This window comes from Myxococcales bacterium, assembly GCA_016706225.1.
In the GTDB taxonomy this organism is placed as follows: domain Bacteria; phylum Myxococcota_A; class Polyangia; order Polyangiales; family Polyangiaceae; genus JADJKB01.
Genome location: JADJKB010000021.1, coordinates 177483 through 193277, shown reverse-complemented (window position 1 = coordinate 193277; position 15795 = coordinate 177483). Strand labels below are relative to the sequence as shown.

Genomic DNA, 15795 nt, shown 5'->3' with positions numbered 1-15795 from the left:
CCCGTTAGCCAGTCGCTTGGCACCATTGATGAACCACGAGCTCGTCGAGTTGCACTGCATCGTTGCCGAATGGGTGCTCGACGAGAGTGACGAGCACGAGCGGGCCCGCTACCGGGTGTTCGGCTCGGAGCTGAGCGCGGTGCAGCGGCGCATCTCGGCGCGACCTTCGCCGCCGACCCACGAAGAAATCGAGATCGCGCTGACCGCGGTCTTGGCCTTGTCCGGACGCCGTGTCCGGGGCCGTGCGTGAGCTCGTTCGCGGAGCGCGCCCTCGCCGAGCTGCCGGGCGGGCTGGTCTCCGTGCACACACCTCGGCCCGCCGCTGCCGGAACGTCCGTGCTCGAGCTCTGCCGTGCGGCCCTCGCGAGCCCGATCGGGGCTGCTCCGCTCGCCGAGCTCGCGCGGGACGCTCGGCGCATCGCCGTGCTCGTCAGTGACGGGTCGCGGGACGAGCCCCGACCCGAGCTGCTCGGCGCCTTGCGCGAAGTCCTGCCCTGGGAGCGGGTGACGCTGGTCGTCGCCTCCGGCACGCATGCCGCGAACAGTGACGTGATCCCAGAGCTCCATCGCGATCGCCCGGTTGTGGTGTTCGGCGAGGGCGCCGAGTGCGAAGACCTGGGGCGCACGTCGCGGGGCACGCGGATTCGCATCCTGGTCGAGGTAGCGCGCGCCGATCTCGTGGTGAGCACAGGCCGCCTGAGGCCTCATTACTTTGCGGGCTTCTCTGGCGGCGCAAAGAGTGTGTTCCCCGGCTGCGCGCTGGCCGAAGACGTGCTCGCGAACCACCGGCTGAAAGCCCACCCGAGCGCGCGCTTGGGTCAGGTCGACGACAACGTGTGCCGGCTCGACATGGAGGAAGCGGCGGGCGCGCTGCCGGGGCGAACGTTCCTGCTCAACGTTTTGTGTGACGTGGACGGCAACCCGGTGGCAGCCGCCGCCGGCGATCTGCTCGCGGCGCATCGCTCACTCATCCCGCGCGCCCGTGAGCTGTTCACGGTACGGGCCCCGAAGAGCCGCGTGGTCATCGTGGCGGACCGCCCGCCGGTCTCCCGGAGCCTGTACCAAGCATCGAAGCTCTTGCCGCCCGCGGGCGCCTTGCTCGAAGCAGGCGGAGTCGTCATCCTGGTGGCCGATCTGTCGGATGGTGTCGGCCCCCACGAGCGGGTCATGCGCGGGATCTACGAGCTCGGAGTGCGTCCGCAGCTCCCGGCGGGTCATCGAGTGTATCTGGTGAGCGAGCTCCCGCGGTCGGTGACGGAGACGACCTATGCCGAGCCCCGCGACAGCCTGGAGGGCGCCCTCCGAGATGCGCTGTCCGTGACGGGTGCCAGGTGTGCCGTGGCGCTCTGGCGGGCGGGCGAGCTGGTCGCCGAAGCAGAATGACGCGCCGCAGGAAGCCCCGGCCGACGGCGATCCGCGGTCGGCGGGGCGGTTCCGTCATGACGGAGCGCGACATCCGGGCTAGGTTCCTCGTCCCCGCCCCGGGAGGCCGCGTCGATGAGTGAACAAAGCGTCCGGATCACCGGACGAGTCCTGTACCTGACCGAGGATGCGGAGCTGCTCGACCGGCAGCTCGCTGGTGAACAGCTCGCCCACGATCCGAGCCGCAAGCTGATCGACAACATCTCCACGGACGAGATCACGCCCGGTTGGGTTTGTTATTACTTCGACGAGACGCTGGCGCGCTTCAGCCTGGTTGGGCTGAGGGGCGGGGCAATCCAGAAGGACGCGATCAAAGAGGGTGGCTTTGGCGTGATCGTCAGCGGGCGCAGCAAGGGTTGTGGATCGTCCCGAGAGACTGCGCCCTACTCCGAGCTCAAAGCCGGAGTTCAGCTGGTCATCGCCGAGAACATCGAGAAGATCTATCGGCAGAACGCCCAGAACATCGGGCTGCTGACCTCGACCGATTTCTCGCTGCTGGAACGCATCGAGCGGGGTGAGGCCATCCCTGTCAGTGAGTTCACCCGGGGCCTCGATCCAATCAGCGCGCAAATCGTCGAATGCGGGGGGCTCTTTGCCTACAACCGCAAACGCATGGCGGGTGAGATCGCGCCGCCCCCGGTCGACACGGCTCGGCGTCCGCTGAATCTGTGCGAGAAAATCATCGCGGCCCACGCCGTTGCCGACGCCCGCACCGGCGTGCTCGGCACTCCGGCGGTGAAGCCCGGGGACGCGCTGTTCGTGCGAACCGACGTGCGCTTCAGCCACGAATACGTGACACCCATGGCCGACTCGCTATTTCGCGCGGGTTTTGGCGAGGGTGCGAAGCTGAGTGAGCCGGAGAGTGTGTTTGCGTTCCGGGATCACCTGACCTTCCTCGAGCTGGTGATGCCCGAGCAGCACAAGAAGATGGGACTCGACGCCCAAGCCGCGTCCCTGGCCACTGTGCAGGAGAGTTTCAGCAAGCGCCACGGGATCCGGCTCTACGGTGAGGTGACCCGAAACGGCAAGACCGTCGGCAGCGAAGCGATTTGCCACAACAAGGTGATCGAAGAGCTGGCGCTCCCCGGCCAGATCGTGGCGGGCACCGACTCCCACACCTGTATGGCGGGCGCGCTCGGTTGTTTTGCCTTCGGCGTCGGCAGCACCGACATGGCGAACGCGTGGTTCACGCGGGACGTGCGGGTGAAGGTGCCCGAGACAGTGCAGTTCGTGCTGACCGGTGAGCTTCGACCGGGCGTCTGTGCCAAGGACGTGATGCTCCACATCCTGGCCCTCGAGCATTTCAAGAGCGGCAAGGGCATCGGGCAGGTCCTCGAGTTCTCCGGTGACGGCGTGAAGAAGCTCTCGCTGGACGAGCGCGCCACCCTCACGAACATGGCGGTGGAGGCAGGCAGCTTCACCGGGATCATCGAGGCGGACGAGGTGGTGGTCAGCTACCTAGCCGAGATGCGCGGCCAGGATCCGGCCAAAATGCGCGCCTTGATCGTGCGCGCGGACGCCGGCGCCGAGTACGCCGCCACCTTCAGCATCGATCTGAGCGCCATCGTCTCGATGGTCGCGACCCCAGGTGATCCGAGAAACGGTGTGCCGTTGACCGAGCTGGCGGCGGGCGGCGACGTGAAGATCAACATCGCGTACGGCGGCTCGTGCACCGGCGGCAAGAAGGCCGACATGGACATGTACGCGGCCGTGCTTTCCCGGGCGCTCGAACAGAACCAGAAGGTCGCCGAAGGCGTGCAGCTCTACATTCAGTTCGGCTCGCAGCACATCCGGGACTACGCCGAGAAGATGGGGTACATCCAGATCTTCCAGCGGGTCGGAGCCAATCTGGTCGACCCGTCCTGTGGTGCGTGCATTCGCGCCGGCCCGGGCGTCTCGATGGGCCCCGACGAGGTCACGGTCAGCGCCATCAATCGAAATTTTCCCGGACGCAGTGGTCCTGGAAAAGTGTACCTGGCGAGTCCATTGGTTGTCGCCGCCAGCGCCATTGCGGGCAAGATCGTGGCGCCGGAGAGCCTCTGAGTGGAGCGGGCCTACCAGGCCGGACCTGAAGTCGTCGTCACGCTCACGTACGAGGTCTTCGACGCAGACGGGGAGTTGATCGGTGGCAGCGAAGGGCCCCTCGAGACGCTGTTCGGTTTCGGTGGGCTCTTGCCGCCGGTCGAGCGGGGCTTGGAGGGTGCGGTGCCGGGCCAGAGCCGCACCCTGCGCATCAAGGCCAAGGACGCCTTCGGGGAGCGGGACCCGAGAGCCGTGCTGGAGGTCGATCGCGAGGAATTCCCGGCGGAGGTCGCCGCAGGAGACAGCTTCGAGGCCGACGGACCCGAGGGCGAGACGGTGATCTTGCGGGTGCTCGAGGTCACCCCCGACGCCGTGGTGATCGACCAAAATCATCCGCTTGCGGGCCAAGCGCTCCGGGTCGAGGTCCGAGTCCTGGCGACGCGACCCGCGACGGTGGGCGAGCTGGAAGCCGCGGCGGAGGCGCTCCAGGGGTCAGCTCAGACTGCAGACTCCCAGCTGATTGTGGCCGAGCGCTTGCTTCGCGGGCCCTCCAGGCGCTAGGAACCCCATCGCCGTCCGGCATTTTCGCCGGGCTTGTCCCGATGCGGGGGACGGAGAAAATCATGACCGACCCGGAGCTCTTCAAGTACGACGTTCGCATTCGCGAGCGCCTGATGCGTCGCGGCCTCGTCAACGACGCGGATGTCACTCGCCACCTCGAGGGCCTGGTCGACAGTGAGGCCAAGAGCGAGACGCTCCCTCAGGCGCAGCCGGCGCTCGGACAGAACGACCCGCATCGCGCGTCGCCCGTCGGCTCCGTTGACTCCGTTGACTCCGTTGACGAAGAGGAAGACGAGGGCGACGACGACGAGGGGGCTTCGTGAGCGCGGACGAAGTGGATGGGCCGAGCAGCGGTCAACTGCGCGACGCGCAGGAAGCCTTCGATGCTGCCAATCAGGAAGGTTCGCAGTCGAGCGAGCGCCTTCCGCCCGTCGACTTCGTGACCTTCGTCTTGTCCCTGTACCACTCCGCGCGCATGCACCTGGGCGACGCCCCCGGGCCCGAAGGGACTGCGCCGATGGTCGAGCTTCCGCTGGCCCGGCAGACCATCGACCTCATGGCAATGCTCCAAGAAAAGACCCACGGTAACCTGACCGGCGAGGAGGAACGCATCGTGGAGCAGACGCTCTTTGATCTGCGTATGCGCTACGTGGAGGTTGCGAAGGCGACGTGAGCCGCTCTCAAGCTTTTCCCATCGCGCTCTCTGGGCTCGTGGGGCTCGCAGTGCTGGGTTGCCGGCGTGGCGCCTCTCCGAGCCCGACGGCGACCACAGCACCGAGCACCCTACCGAGCGTCGCTCCGGTCCCGACACCGGTCGGTCCCGCCGCGCCGCCGGCGGACACACCCCGCAGCTTCGCGGATCTTGCTGCAAAGGCCGACCCAGCCGTCGGTTTCGTCAAGACGTTGCAGGAGCAACGCGGACGCACCGGTCGTCGCAGGGTAGTCGGCGAGGGTTTGGGCACGGGCTTCGTTTATGACGCGTCGGGCTTGGTGCTGACCAACAACCACGTGATCAAGGATGCGACCGACATCCGGGTCATCATCCAGAAAAAAGAGCTGAAGGCTACCGTGGTCGGTCGCGATGGCCCGACCGACATCGCCGTCCTCCGGGTCGAGGCCAAGGAGCTGTCGCACTTGCCGCTCGGGGATTCGGACGCGGCGCGGGTGGGAGACTGGGTCGTCGCGATTGGCAACCCGTTCGGGTTGTCCCACACGGTCTCGGCCGGCATCGTCTCCGCCAAGGGTCGTACGGGGAACGACGTAAAGGGGCTGGGCGACGGCAGCGGTTATTACAACTTCATCCAGACCGACGCCAGCATCAACCCAGGCAACAGCGGCGGACCGTTGCTCGATATGGCGGGGCGCGTGGTCGGAATCAACACCGCGATTCGCGCCAACGCCAACAGCATCGGCTTCGCGATTCCGATCAACATGGTCAAGGAGCTCTTGCCGCGCCTGATCAAGGACGGCAAGATCACCCGCAGCGCCATCGGCATCGTCGTGTCTTCGCTGATCGACGAGGATGCCACCCGTCTCGGGTTGCCGGACGCCTCCGGTGCGCTGGTTCGCTCCGTTCTACCGGGTGGCCCCGCCGACAAGGCCGGGGTGCAGGCCGACGACGTCATCACCGCCTTCGAAGGGGACGCCGTGCCCAGTCCGGAGAAGCTGCGCTGGGCCGCGAGCCTGGCTGGGGTTGGAAAGACCGTCACCCTGCGCGTGACCCGAGGAAAGCGCACCTTCGACCTCAAGATGAGCCTGGGTGAGCTGCCGGATCAGGATGATTCGCGAGAGGAGCCTCCGGAGGACCCCCCCTTCGGATTACCCCCTGGTCACCCGTGAGTCGGCTCCTCGGCCGGGGGCACCCGACTTGCAGGGGGCGTAGAGTGAACCGTGATGGCTGAAGGCACCAGGCCCCAATCCGTGGCTGGCCCGACTCGGGACGTAAGCCCCACGTCGGGGCCGCGTTCAGCCACGGTGAAGGGCAACGGTGCCGAGCGCTCGACCGCAAGCGTGCTCCCCAAGGGGGATGATCCTGCTGTCAGGGTTGGCGTGAATAGCACTGCGCGCGCGGCGTCCAACCGTTTGGTTAGACAGGCAGAAGCCGAGGAAGACCGTGCCCTCATCGAGCGCGCCCGAGCGGGTGACAAACAAGCCTTTCGAAAGCTGGTGGACCGCCACCAACGTCGGGCTTTTGCCATCGCCCTCGCCTTGGTGCGCGACGAAAACGACGCTCGCGAGGTGGTCCAGGAGGCCTTCCTGCGGGTCTTTCGCGGAATCGACTCGTTTCAGGGTGGGTCGAGCTTCTTCACCTGGCTCTATCGAATCGTCACGAATCTCGCCATCGACCTCATGCGCAAGCCTTCGCGACGCGAACAGGAGCTGGACGAGACTCGCGAAATCAAGGACGAGCTGGACATCCCGCTGCTCGCGCGCATCGACGGCGCCGATCCGGCGGACGTCGTGCGCCGCGGAGAAATCCGCGCGCGCATCCAGACCGCGCTCGACGCACTCCCTCCCTACCATCGTGGCGTCATCGTCATGCGTGAGGTCGAGGGCATGAGCTATGAAGAGATGGCGCAGGCCATGGGCGTGTCCAAGGGCACCATCATGAGTCGTTTGTTTCACGCGCGGCAGAAGCTCCAGCGGGCGCTCGTCGACTGTTACGAAGAGCAGATCGGCGCGCATCCGCGCGTCGTGGAGGATGCATGAAGCGCCACATGGAACTGATGCAGCTCCACGACGGAGAGCTGTCCGAAGCGGAGGCGGCAGAGCTCGAGGCGAGCCTGAGCGACGACGAGCGCCGTGTCGCGAGTGGAATCGAGCAGCTCGGCGACGTGGTTCGAGCGCTCAGTGCCTCCCGCACCGACGACTTCGAGAGCCTGACTGACGCGGTGATGGCCGCGGTCGACGCCGAGCCGGCGCCGAGTACGAACGTGGTTGCCCTGCCTCGGGTCGAAGTCGCGGCGAGTCAGCCGGGCAGCAAGCGTCAACGTCGTGCTCCCAGCGCTTGGGTGTTGGTCGGGGGTCTAGCACTCGCTGCGGCCGCTGCTCTGTTGATCTGGATGAACACTCCGACGAGCTCACCGACCGCGCCGGCACCGCTCGCCGTCACGCCGCCGTCGCTGCCCGTTCCGGAGCCCGCGAGTGCAACGCCAGCCGGCGACCCCGCACCGGAGCTCGTGGAAGAAGATTCAGCCCCGGCTGCGTCCATCGAGGCGGTCGATTTCGGCAACCAGCCCGGGTCCATCTTCATGGTCCCTGCGGGTGAAGAGACAACGCCGGTCGTTTGGTTGGTCGATGACCCAGCGGGAGCTAGGATGGAGCCGCTATGAGAGCTGCGCGCCTGCTACTCGTCTCGGCCTTGCTTTCGTTTTCGCTGCCCGCCGTGGCTGACGACAAAGGCGGCAAGGCGGCAAGGCGCCGCCGGCCAAGCCGAAGGATCCCAAGGCCAAGGACGGGAAGAAACCCGCCGAGGCGGAGTTTGGTACCGAGGTGATGGTGCTGCACGCCACCAACTCGGGGAAGGGCATCGACGCTCGGATCGGCAGCATGGGTGAGCTGCGCAAGCCGCCCTTCTCCTCGTACGACAGCTACCAGCTGCTATCGAAGACGCGTCTGCCTCTCTCCAAAGAGGACAAGACGATGAGCCTGCCGAACGGCAGGGTTCTGAAGACCAAGCTGCTCGAGGTGCTGGCGGACAAGGAGCACCTCAGAATCAGCGCCAGCATCAACCAGCCCGGCGGCAAGACGTTCTTGCCCTTGCTCGAAGTGAAGGCGAAGGTCGGTCAGGCGTTCATCGTGGCCGGTCAAAGCTACAAGGGCGGGATCCTCGTGCTCGTGATCCGCGTCGTGAGGTAGCCTCCAGGCTGGCGCCTCACAGGCCCGGTGGACGCGTCGATGCGCGGCGGACGGCGGCGGGAAGCTCCAGCAAGAATGCGGTGCCTTGGCCGAGGATGCTCGTCACGCGCACGCTGCCCCCGTGCGCGTTGACGATGTCCCTCACGATGGACAGCCCGAGCCCGGTGCCTCGTCCTTCGGTCTTGGTCGTGAAGAACGGCTCGAAGACCTGATCGACGTGCTCGGGGTCGATGCCAGCTCCGTCGTCGTCGACGGTGATCGAGACTCTGTCGGCGCTCAGCCCGACCGACGTCGTGATGGTCAGCGTGCCTCCGCCATCACTCATTGCGTGGGCGGCATTTGTGAACAGATTGACGAAGATCTGGGTGAGCTGCCCGCTGATCCCCATGACCAAGGGGCCCTCCACGTGCCAGCGACGCTCGACCCGCACGCCCGATTTTTCGAGCTCGTGTTCACAGAACACGAGCGCCTTGTCGATCACGTGAGGCAGGAGGACAGCGCTGGCTGTGTCGCCGGAAGGTCGCGCGTAGGCCACGAGATCGCGCGAGAAGCGCAGGATGCGGTGAGCAGCCTCGGCAATGCGCTGGGCCCGCTCGACGTCGTCGGTCTCACCCCGGGTCTCCAGCCTGCGCTTGAGGAAGTCGGCGTAGGCGACGATGGAGGTGAGGGGGTTGTTCAGCTCGTGCACGACACCCGCCACGATCTGACCGAGTGAGGCGAGCTTCTCGTTCTGGATGAGCTGTGCCTGAAGCTTGTCGATCGCGCTGCCCGCGGTCTGGGTGCGGTCGACGCTGCGTGCGCGGACCAGGGCCTGCTCGAGCAGCGGGACGGCCCGGGTGAGGATCCCTCGCGCGGCCTCGGGGATGCCTGATGCTTCGTCCGAGCCCAGATGGAAGGTCGAGCCAGTCAGCGATTCGCCGAGGCGCACGATCTGCTCACGGAGCAGCGCGGGGAACAAACGGCTGGGGTCGTGCTCGGTGCCAGCGTCGACCCCTTCCGGCAGCCGCAGGTCGACCAGCCGCCCGCCGGCGCTGGGATCGACCAGGCAGACCCCGAGCGCGATGGTTGGCAAGAGCTCCGAGAGTCGATCGAGATACACCCGGACGACCGCATGGGAACCCTCTTCGACGGGCAGAGCCACGGCGAGGTCGAACAGGCGCTCGAGCACGGCGTTGTCGATTGGGCGCTGGACCCCGGAGGGAGTCGGGGCGAGCTCCCGCAGATCCGAGACCACCGCGGCGGGGCGCTCCGTCAGGCGATCTTCGTCCGACCTGGTCATCGCCGCGCTCGCTCCGAATCGGTGTCCTCGACTGCCTTCTCGAGGTCGAGGATCTTTGCGCCGCCCACGTAGCTCTTGGTCTCGTACTTGGTGATCTTGCCGATCTTCCGCACGATCTCGGCCATGCGCTCGGCTTCGGAGATGATCACCTCGGTGGCGTTGACGAGAGGGGAGCTCGAGCCGAGGCCGCGCCGCAACAGCTCGGCGTAGCCGATCACGCTGGTCAGCGGCTGGTTCAGCTCATGGGCCGTGGCGCCCGCGAGCTCGGCGACCACCGACATCTTCTCGCGCGCCTGCAGCTCCTCTTGAGCGCGGGTCAGCCGCGCTTCCATCCTCAGCCGATCCCGGATGTCGGTGAACACACCCACCGAGCCGACCGCCTTGCCGTTCTCCAAGATCAAGGCCGCCGACAGGGTCACCGGGATCAGCTCGCCGGTTGCGCTGATCATGTCGACCCGGCAGTCCTCCAGGCGCCCGGGGCCCCCGACGTTCGGGTCGCGGATCTTTGCCATGATCTCCCGGGCCACACCCGGCGGATACAAGGACACGACGCTCCGCTTGCCCACCACCGCGTCGGCTGCGAAGCCGAAGATTCGAGAAGCGGCGCGATTGAACAACAGCAGTCGGCCGCTCATGTCGGCGCTGACTATGCCGTCCACCGAGCTCTCGATGACCCGCTCGAGGAACTCCTTGGTCTGTTTCAACTCGATGGCGGTGCGCCGTTCTTCGGTGACATCGCGGAAAGCGAACAGGACCGAATCGTCCTCGTGCAGCACGGAGCTGAAGCTGACACTCGCGATGATGCTGCCACCGCCCTTGGTTCCGAGGCGCACGTCGATGCTCTGAGGGAATTCACCCTGGCTGAAGCCGTCCATCAGGCGATCGGCCCGGGTTTGGTCTTCGGCGAACAGCTCGCGGAACGGCAGGCGCATCAGCTCGGTCTCGTCGTAGCCGAGGATTTCCCGCGCGCGGGGGTTGGCAAACAGCACCTGGCCGGCGCGATCGGAGACCACCATGCCGTCCGCGGCGCTCTCGAAGATGTCCGCGTAGCGCTGGAACAGTCGCACGCGGCGCTCCGCTTCGACCCGAGCGAACGCGCTCTGCATCGATTCGTCACGTAAGAGCTTCAGGATGCGTGCGTTGCGCAAGGCGATGGCCGTGGCGTTGGCCACGGTGTGCACCAGGGAGATCTCATGGTCCGCGAAGGCGGCGACGCCGCGCGAGCGCAGGAAGATGACACCCATCGGGCGCTGTTCGTGGGAGATGGGCACGAGCGCCAGCGAAGTGAAGCCAAGGCCCTGCTCCGCTTGCCGGACGGCTTCTAGGAGTGGGTGCTTGCGGGCGTCACGGATCACGAGGGTGCTGCCGGTGCGCAACACCTCGCGGATCTCGGGATACTTACTCAGCTCGATGGTCAGATCGCGGAGTTGCTCGTCGTCACTGGTGGCGACGACGTGACCCATGCCCTCGTTCTCAGCCACCAGCACGATGCTGCAGCGGTCGACGCTTGCGACCTCCGCGACCCGGCGCACGACCGTGAACAGGATGTGGCGAATGTTGAGCGTCGAGGCGAGCGCCTGGGTGAGCTCGAGCACCGTCTGCGAATCGCGTTCCCGGCGGCTCAGGCGTTCGACGTATTCGCGCATGCGCAGCTGGCCGCGGATTCGCGCCACCAGCTCCGCGGCTCGGAAGGGTTTGTGGACGTAGTCGTCGGCGCCCGAGGCAAAAACGGCGCGGATCTCTTCGTCGGAGTCCAGGCCGGTCAGCACCACGACTGGGGTCTCTGCGATGGCCGGGTTCTCACGGATGAGCCTCAGCACCTCGAAACCGTCCGGTGCCGGCATGACCAGATCGAGCAGGACCAGCGCCGGCGCGTGGCTCTCGAGCCACGCAAGCGCTTCTTTTCCGGAGCTCACGGCCTCACTTTCGATGCCGGCGGACGCGAGCGTCTCCGTCAGGACTCGGCGACTGACCGCATCGTCGTCCACCACCAGGATCGGGGCGTGCTCCGGCACTTCCCCTCCAATGTACCATGCGATCGGCGCCTGCTCGGAAAACCCCGGCGACTTTCGGTATAGTGCGGCCCAGCATGCCTCCCCAGGACGGAGACGACGAGCTCTTGGAGGAGATCGACGACGACGCGATCGTGGCCCAGCAGGCCCCGGCCCACGCCCCCGCGCCTCGCGCACACGTCACCGATGAGGCGCGCACCATCGTCGTGGAGGAGCCGCCGGCGGCGGCGGGGGAGACTTCGCGGATGCGGGCGCTCTCGCGTGGACGAAACGACCCGACGATGCTGATCCGTACTCTTCCCCACGCAGGCCCCTCCGGTTACGCTCCGGGGTCTCAGCGCGGATACCCGCTTGCGGGTTCCGCCCCGAAGAACGCCTGGCCGAGCTGGTTGCCATGGTTGGTGTGGGGCGTTGCCGGAATCATCGCTTTTGCGATCGGCGGCGCGCTGGCCGTGGTCGCCGCTCGGCGCGACGCGGCACCGCCCCCACCCGCGCCGTCGCCGGTCTCGACCGCTATCACTCGGTGAGCTCGGGCTTGGCTTCGGAGAGGGAGAACCCTGCCTTCTCGAGAGCCGGCCCGATCTCGGCGCGGTCACCGACGATCACCACGACGAGTCGGGTTTCGTCCAGGCGCCTGGCCTCGGTCGCGACCTCGGCTGTGGTCCGCGCCGCGAGCAAGCGGCCGAACCCGGCGTAGTAGTCCGGGCCGAGCCCCTCCGCGAACGCGACCGCGAGATCCGACGCTACTCGGTCGACCTCGACCAGATGCGCCCCGAGCGAGCTCACGAGATCCGCCCGCGCGCGCGAGACCTCGTCGTCCGTGATCGGCGCCCCGAGCTTCGGGTCCCGGGCCTTTGCCAGCTCGCGGGTGAGCTCGACGAGCGCGGGCGCGGTAACGCCGGCCTCGACGCGGGTGGAGACCACCAGCGCGCCCCAGTCGCGGGTCGCGATCGCGTCGGAGCGGGCGCCGTAGGTGTAAGCGTTCTTCTCGCGCAAGTTTTGGTTGATGCGGGAGGTGAACAACCCACCCAGCAGCGAGCTCAGCAGCCGTCGCGCTTCGTGACCAGGTTCGGAGCGTTTGGGAAACGGCTGCGCGACGAACACCGCGCTCTGGACGGCTCCGGGACGATTCACGATCAACACGCGGGTCTGCTGGGGCGCCGCGGGGAGCTCGGGCGCGGCGGCCGCGGGCGGCGGCTTGCCCTGCCAGGCGCCGAAGAACTTCATGGCCACACTCTTCAGGTGCTCGAAGTCTTGATCGCCGACGACGACCAGCGCGCTCGCGCTGGGCACGTAGTGCGCGGCGTGGAACGCGACGAGATCTTGCCGGGTGAGCTTCTTCACATCCGGCACGCTGCCTCCGACCGGGGCGCCGGTGGCGTCGCCAAGCAGCACTCGAAGCCCCGCGAGGGACGCGAGTCGGTCGGGGGACTGGCGCTCGGCGGTCAGTCCGTCGAGCCACTCGGTGCGCACCCGAGTGAGCTCTCTGGGAGCAAAGGCAGGCTGCTGGACCACCTCTGCCAGGAGCTCGAGCCCGCGCTCGAAGTCTGCCGTCAAGGTGTCGATGCCGAGCGTAGAGTAGTCGCGACCCGCGTCGTGACCCAGGCTCGAACCGAGTGACTCCGCCGCCTCCGCCAAGAGCGACGCGGAGCGTTTTTTCGTACCCTCGGTGAGCATCCGAGCGGTGAGGGCAGCGAGCCCACTCTTGCCCGGCGGGACCGAGCTTGCCCCGTGTCGGATCACCACCGACAGGGAGGTCACGCGCGCCGGGCGCTTCACGAACAACACACTCAGACCGTTGGGCAGCGTGGTGCTCTCCGCGGTCGGGTACACGAGCTCCGCGGGTTTGCCGGGAGTCGGAACTTTGGACCGCCAGCTGTCGGCGACCGCCGGCGGTTTGGCTTTGGCTGGCGGTGCAGGGTGCGCGGACGGCGTTGCCGGGGGCGTGGCGCAGGCGAGGGCCAGTGCTCCGAACCAAGACAGCAAGCTCGGCTTCATGGTCATTTCGCTCCCGCGGGCTGCTTGGCCTCGGGCTTTGGTGCGGGTCTTGGCAGAGTGGTCACGATGACCCGCCGAGAGAGGGCCAGGTGCTCTCGCGCGACGCGCGCGACGTCGGCGCGGGTGACGGCCTCCAGACCTCGGTAGTACTGCTTCAAGTAACCCGGATCCCCGACGTACTGGTTGAAGCGCTGCAAGAGCCCGGCTCGTCCCGACTCTCCGCCTGGACCGTTCAAGAGCTGGAGCGAAGACGACAGCTCGAGGAGCACACGCCTGCGTGCCCGCTCGAGCTCCGCATCCGTCGGGCCCTTGGACGCGAGCAGTGTCAGCACTTCGTCGATGGTCGTCTCGACGAGCTTCGGTGCCTTCCCGGAAGCGGCGACGGCGCTCACCGAGAAAACGCCGGCGAGGGCGTTCGGATCCAGCTCCGCCTCCACGTCGCTGGCGACCTTCTTCTCGACCACCAGGGTCTTGTAGAGGCGGGTCGCCTTGCCCCCGGCGAGGACCGCCGCCGTCAGCTCGAGCGCCGCAGAGTCAGGGGAATAGGCGGGAGGAGTGATGAAGCCCATGCTCACCTTTGCGAGCTCCACATTCTCGGTGACGTCGACGCGCGTCACCTTCGTGAGCGCCGGTGTCGGGTTGGTCTTCTGACTGGGTTTGGGCTTCTTGGCCAGGCCGCCGAAGTAACGGGTGAGCCACAGCTTGACCGTGGCGGGATCGAAATCGCCCGCGAGCGTGAGGGTGGCGTTGGACGGTGCGTAGTACGCTCGGAAGAACGCCTCGGCATCGCTGAGCTTCGCCGCGTCCAGATCCGCCATCGAGCCGATCACCGCGCCGTGGTACGGATGCCCGGTCGGGAAGAGGGTGTCGAGCAGCGCGAGGCTGCTCGGCCCGTACGGGGAATCTTCATAAGACTGCCGGCGCTCGTTCTTCACGACCCCGCGCTGGACCTCCAGCCGCTCGCTCGAGAGGGTGTCGAGAAAAAATCCCATGCGATCACTCTCGATCCAGAGGCAGAGCTCGAGCTGCTCGCGCGGGACCGTCTCGAAGTAGTTCGTGCGATCCCAGCTCGTCGTACCGTTGACGTTGGTGGCTCCAGCGCTCTCGAGCAGCTGGTCGAAGCGCTGCCCAACGTGTTTGGAGCCGGTGAACATCAAGTGCTCGAACAGGTGCGCGAACCCGGAGCGCCCGGCGGGTTCGTTGATGGGCCCGACGTGGTACCAGACACTGACGGCGACGAGCGGCAGCGTGGAGTCTCGGTGCAGGATTACCTCGAGGCCGTTGGCGAGCTGGTACTTCTCGAACGGGATCTCCGGCGCTGCGCTCGGCGCGGCTGACTTCTGCTCGGCGGCGACCGGGGCGGTGAGGGCCAGAAGGCCGAGGCAAACGGCGATTGCACGACTTCGTCGCATGGGAGTGAAGCTACGACGGTGACGTCCGCACAGGAATAGCCCATGACCCACGGGAGCTTCGGTTGGCCACTCGTGCGCTCAACTTGCCGAACTTCTCAACTGGGGTACTCTCGGCCGCGGTTGGCAGCCGGGGAGGCTCAAATGGCGAATCGGAGAAGCGTTTGGTTGTTCGTGACTCTCGTCGGTGCGGTGGCGCCGGCGTTGTCCGTGATCACGGTCGCTGACGACGCACTCGCGGCTCCCGCTGCGCGCTATCGCGTCGGCATGCGTGTGAAGGCCAAGCGCACTTGCACGGTCCAGGGCTACGAGGTCAAGAAGGGCGTCATCCTCAGCGTGGCCGCCGTGCAGAGCGACGACAAGGGCAAGGTCACCACCCTCGACCTGAACTTCAGCGGCATGACCATCGGCAACGTGCCCGCGCAGGTCGTCGACTCGCTCTTCTCAGCCGCTTGAGCTCGAGGGACCCGGCTTCGGCAGGGGGGATCCCGTCGGAACGGAATCGGTCCCGCCGAGGGTGCGCCACACGGCGGCGGCCCACTGGTAGCCTCCAGTCCAGCTCGGGTGGCGGCCGTCTTCCATGCGGGGAAGCTCGAGCTTGGACGAGTCGAAGTAACGGCAGTGTCCGAGGTTCTGCTTCAGGAGCTCGATGAACCCCGTGTCCTTCTTCCACAGCGGTGGACCGATCCAGAGACACGGGCGTCCGCGAGTGTCGGCGACGATCTGTTTCACTGCGGGACCGCGGCGCTCCGGCCTAGGGTCGAAGAGCTCGTTCGAGCCGAGGGAGATCAGGATCAGATCCGGATCGTATTTGTACATCGCGTCTTGGAGCAGGCGCTTGCCGGCCCAGTCGAGGGTGCTGCTCGAGACCGTGGCCTCCACCCAGTAGTTGCGGCCGCTACGCCAGAAGATCGATCTCAGGTAGTTGCCGACCAGCGGCGCCATCGAGTCCCCGACGTGCAGCACACGCATGGCCTTGGCCGCGGGCACGAGCCCGGCGTCCGTGGTCAAGAGCAGCGGGCCGGTGGGGTCCGCGCTCGGGGCGGCAGCGGGAGCGGCGCCGGCGTTCGGAACGCTGCTGCCCATCGCGCGCGAGGTGCTGTCCGCCGGGGAAGGTGGGCTGTCGTCGGCGTGAGCCGAGGCCGTGCCCGTGGCGTTCCGCCCCGCCGTCTCCGGCGAGCAGGCCAGAGCAACGAGCCAGACCAGGGCCTGAGCCTTCCGCACCGAGGCATTG

Annotated in this window: 17 protein-coding genes; 12 read left to right on the top strand and 5 right to left on the bottom strand. The window is 67.1% G+C overall.

Annotated features, from left to right (window positions below; translation table 11 throughout):
• The first annotated feature begins 28 nt into the window (after positions 1-28).
• The 10 genes from IPI67_25590 to IPI67_25545 all read left to right on the top strand — a co-directional run bounded on the left by IPI67_25590 (position 29) and on the right by IPI67_25545 (position 7863).
• Positions 29-250 (top strand): hypothetical protein, encoded by a 222-nt coding sequence (locus IPI67_25590; GenBank protein MBK7583552.1) that lies wholly within the window; start codon positions 29-31, stop codon positions 248-250.
• Positions 247-1383, top strand: a complete 1137-nt coding sequence (locus IPI67_25585; protein ID MBK7583551.1) for a DUF2088 domain-containing protein — start codon at positions 247-249, stop codon at positions 1381-1383. Before IPI67_25590 ends, IPI67_25585 begins: the two co-directional genes overlap by 4 nt.
• Positions 1384-1497: 114 nt before the next feature.
• Complete coding sequence (locus IPI67_25580; protein ID MBK7583550.1) at positions 1498-3465, top strand: 3-isopropylmalate dehydratase; 1968 nt, start codon at positions 1498-1500, stop codon at positions 3463-3465.
• Positions 3466-4005: an FKBP-type peptidyl-prolyl cis-trans isomerase gene (locus IPI67_25575; protein MBK7583549.1), complete on the top strand. Its 540-nt coding sequence runs from the start codon at positions 3466-3468 to the stop codon at positions 4003-4005. It begins immediately after the preceding gene.
• Positions 4006-4067: 62 nt separating this feature from the next.
• On the top strand, positions 4068-4328 hold the full coding sequence (locus tag IPI67_25570) for a hypothetical protein (GenBank protein MBK7583548.1): 261 nt from the start codon (positions 4068-4070) through the stop codon (positions 4326-4328).
• A gap of 152 nt (positions 4329-4480) precedes the next feature.
• Positions 4481-4678: a DUF1844 domain-containing protein gene (locus tag IPI67_25565; GenBank protein ID MBK7583547.1), complete on the top strand. Its 198-nt coding sequence runs from the start codon at positions 4481-4483 to the stop codon at positions 4676-4678.
• Between the two features lie 53 nt (positions 4679-4731).
• Positions 4732-5844 (top strand): trypsin-like peptidase domain-containing protein, encoded by a 1113-nt coding sequence (locus IPI67_25560; protein MBK7583546.1) that lies wholly within the window; start codon positions 4732-4734, stop codon positions 5842-5844.
• Positions 5845-5898: 54 nt separating this feature from the next.
• On the top strand, positions 5899-6714 hold the full coding sequence (locus IPI67_25555; GenBank protein ID MBK7583545.1) for a sigma-70 family RNA polymerase sigma factor: 816 nt from the start codon (positions 5899-5901) through the stop codon (positions 6712-6714).
• A complete protein-coding gene (locus IPI67_25550) occupies positions 6711-7337 on the top strand; it encodes a hypothetical protein (protein MBK7583544.1) in 627 nt (208 codons plus the stop codon). Before IPI67_25555 ends, IPI67_25550 begins: the two co-directional genes overlap by 4 nt.
• 166 nt (positions 7338-7503) lie before the next feature.
• On the top strand, positions 7504-7863 hold the full coding sequence (locus IPI67_25545; protein ID MBK7583543.1) for a hypothetical protein: 360 nt from the start codon (positions 7504-7506) through the stop codon (positions 7861-7863).
• A gap of 16 nt (positions 7864-7879) precedes the next feature.
• Here the strand turns inward: IPI67_25545 and IPI67_25540 are convergent, their stop codons facing one another.
• Both IPI67_25540 and IPI67_25535 read right to left on the bottom strand, forming a co-directional pair.
• The gene (locus IPI67_25540) at positions 7880-9142 is read right to left on the bottom strand and encodes a GHKL domain-containing protein (GenBank protein MBK7583542.1); all 1263 of its coding nucleotides are present in this window, start codon (positions 9140-9142) and stop codon (positions 7880-7882) included.
• Complete coding sequence (locus IPI67_25535; GenBank protein ID MBK7583541.1) at positions 9139-11139, bottom strand: PAS domain S-box protein; 2001 nt, start codon at positions 11137-11139, stop codon at positions 9139-9141. The genes IPI67_25540 and IPI67_25535 overlap by 4 nt, the downstream gene beginning before the upstream one ends.
• A gap of 92 nt (positions 11140-11231) precedes the next feature.
• On the opposite strand from IPI67_25535, the gene IPI67_25530 reads away from it, so the two are divergent.
• The gene (locus tag IPI67_25530; protein ID MBK7583540.1) at positions 11232-11681 is read left to right on the top strand and encodes a hypothetical protein; all 450 of its coding nucleotides are present in this window, start codon (positions 11232-11234) and stop codon (positions 11679-11681) included.
• Here the strand turns inward: IPI67_25530 and IPI67_25525 are convergent.
• Both IPI67_25525 and IPI67_25520 read right to left on the bottom strand, forming a co-directional pair.
• Positions 11671-13152 carry an insulinase family protein gene (locus IPI67_25525; GenBank protein MBK7583539.1) on the bottom strand — a complete coding sequence of 494 codons (1482 nt, stop codon included), beginning with the start codon at positions 13150-13152 and terminating at the stop codon, positions 11671-11673. The genes IPI67_25530 and IPI67_25525 overlap by 11 nt on opposite strands.
• 2 nt (positions 13153-13154) lie before the next feature.
• Complete coding sequence (locus IPI67_25520; GenBank protein ID MBK7583538.1) at positions 13155-14564, bottom strand: insulinase family protein; 1410 nt, start codon at positions 14562-14564, stop codon at positions 13155-13157.
• 141 nt (positions 14565-14705) lie between these two features.
• On the opposite strand from IPI67_25520, the gene IPI67_25515 reads away from it, so the two are divergent.
• Positions 14706-15017, top strand: coding sequence for a hypothetical protein (locus IPI67_25515; GenBank protein ID MBK7583537.1), 312 nt, complete (start codon positions 14706-14708; stop codon positions 15015-15017).
• Here IPI67_25515 and IPI67_25510 read toward each other — a convergent pair.
• On the bottom strand, positions 15006-15785 hold the full coding sequence (locus IPI67_25510; protein ID MBK7583536.1) for a hypothetical protein: 780 nt from the start codon (positions 15783-15785) through the stop codon (positions 15006-15008). The genes IPI67_25515 and IPI67_25510 overlap by 12 nt on opposite strands.
• Positions 15786-15795: the final 10 nt, after the last annotated feature.